This window comes from Mesorhizobium sp. M2E.F.Ca.ET.209.01.1.1 (genome assembly GCF_004010375.2).
GTDB lineage: Bacteria > Pseudomonadota > Alphaproteobacteria > Rhizobiales > Rhizobiaceae > Mesorhizobium.
The window spans coordinates 1-379 of the sequence record NZ_SADP02000370.1 but is presented as its reverse complement, the minus strand read 5'-3'; the positions used below and the strand labels follow the sequence as shown (position 1 = coordinate 379).

General features: G+C 59.4%; 1 protein-coding gene. It reads left to right on the top strand.

Annotation, left to right across the window (positions count from 1 at the left end):
- The first annotated feature begins 57 nt into the window (after positions 1-57).
- Positions 58-357, top strand: a complete 300-nt coding sequence (locus EN852_RS36035; protein ID WP_127230743.1) for a DUF1236 domain-containing protein — start codon at positions 58-60, stop codon at positions 355-357.
- Positions 358-379: the final 22 nt, after the last annotated feature.

Below are 379 nucleotides of genomic sequence, written 5' to 3'. Positions count from 1 at the left end.
GCTGTGAATCGCAGGCGCAGCGTGAGAGGCATTACATCACAAATGAGGAGAATATCGATGAAACTGCATCTCACAACCGCCGCCGCGGGCCTGCTGCTCTTGACCGGTATCGGCGCCGCCGCTGCCGAAGACGTCATCATTCAGCCCGAGCAGGAGACCGTCATCCGTGAATACGTGCACAAGCAGCCGCTGGCGTCGGTCAAGGTTCCCGGCGTGGAACTCAATGTCGGCACGGCTTTGCCGGATACCGTTGAGTTGCACGAGGTTCCCAACGTCAAGTATCGCTACGCGGTGATCGAGAACCGGACGGTCGTCGTCGATCCCGGCACGCGCAAGATCGTCAAGATCATCGAGTAAGATCCGTCCGGCTGAGTTGACG